Here is a 1,779-nt window from a genome sequence, read left to right on the forward strand (position 1 = left end):
ATTTCCTAGGGGGTGGGTCGAGTCCCGGTCTCGACGCTCATCCTATTCCCTTAGGAGTCTTGCCAACAATACTACGTATATACATGTAATTTTACATTAAAATACTTTAAAAAAATAAGACACTTTCGTATAATTTAATAAACATCACTAAACTAAATCAACGAGGTGTCTTATGTATAAAGATTATAACATGACTCAATTAACACTACCAATAGAAACATCCATTTTAATTCCTAATAATGATTTATCACGACATGTGAATGATATAGTTGAAACAATTCCAGAGAATGAATTCAATGAATTCAAACACCACCGCGGTGCCACTTCTTATCATCCAAGAATGATGTTAAAAATCATTCTATATGCTTATACGCAATCTGTTTTTTCTGGACGTAAAATAGAAAAACTCCTTCGTGATAGTATCCGTATGATGTGGCTTTCTCAACATCAAACACCTTCTTACAAAACAATTAATCGATTTAGAGTGAACCCCAAAATTGATGCCTTATTAGCTTCTTTATTTATTCAATTTCATCATCAGTGTCTCGAACAATCTTTAATTGACGATAAAGCTTTATTTATTGACGGTACAAAAATAGAAGCAAATGCGAATCGTTATACATTTGTATGGAAGAAAAGCATTCAAAACCATGAAATTAAGATGAATGAGGACTCAAAGGCTTTATATCATACGTTAGTTAAAGATAAAATCATACCCGAAATTAAACGAGAAAATGAGAGTGATTTAACACAAGAGGATATTGATTTAATTGGCACATATTTAGATAAAGAAATCGAATATTTAAGCCAACAGATTGATGAAAGCGAGCATGTAGAAACAAGAAAAGTAAAACGTAAAGCTCGCACAAGTATTAAGCAATTTAAAAAGAAAATCGATGATTACTCACAACGCAAATTGAAATATCATTATCAAAAATCCATCCTTAAAGAGCGAAATAGCTATTCTAAAACAGACCATGACGCTACTTTTATGAGAATGAAAGAAGATCATATGAAGAATGGCCAATTGAAACCTGGATATAACTTACAAATAGCGACAAATTCTCAGTTTGTTTTGGCTTATAATATTTTCCAAAATCCAACGGATACAAGAACACTTATTCCATTTTTAAAATTAATCAAGCAAACGGTATGTGACCTTCCGGCATATATTGTCGCTGATGCAGGTTATGGTAGTGAGCAGAATTATATGGCGGTCATTGATGATTTTAATCGAATCCCCTTAATCACTTACGGTATGTTTCTTAAAGATAAAACTAAAAAATTTAAAGGTGACATATTTAACACTCAAAACTGGCCTTATGATGAAATTAACGATGAATTTATTTGTCCAAATCATAAGCATATAGGATTTAAAAGGTATGCATATCGGAATGATCGTTATGGTTTTAAAAGAGATTTTAAATTATATGAATGTGATGACTGTTCTTACTGTCCACTTCGAAATCAGTGTATGAAGCTGAATTCAAAAAGAAATAAAAAAATCATGAGAAATTATAATTGGGAATATTTTAAAGCTCAAATTAATCAAAAGCTTTCTAAACCAGAAACGCAAAAAATCTACAAGCAAAGAAAAGTTGATGTAGAACCTGTTTTTGGATTTATGAAAGCTATTTTGGGATTCACTCGAATGTCGGTTCGAGGATTGAACAAGGTAAAACGAGAACTCGGTTTTGTGCTTATGGCATTAAATATAAGAAAATTAGTTGTACGTAGTGCGACTAAACATAAAATTAAGAGAAAAACTTCGAGATTTTT

The 1,779-nt window shown here is 31.4% G+C and carries 1 protein-coding gene; it reads left to right on the forward strand.

The features are described 5' to 3' along the window. Positions 1-172: 172 nt before the first annotated feature. A partial coding sequence (locus KM149_RS00960) for an IS1182 family transposase (protein ID WP_241415465.1) occupies positions 173-1,779 on the forward strand: 1,607 nt, incomplete at its 3' end.

This window comes from Staphylococcus coagulans, assembly GCF_022557135.1.
GTDB lineage: Bacteria > Bacillota > Bacilli > Staphylococcales > Staphylococcaceae > Staphylococcus > Staphylococcus coagulans.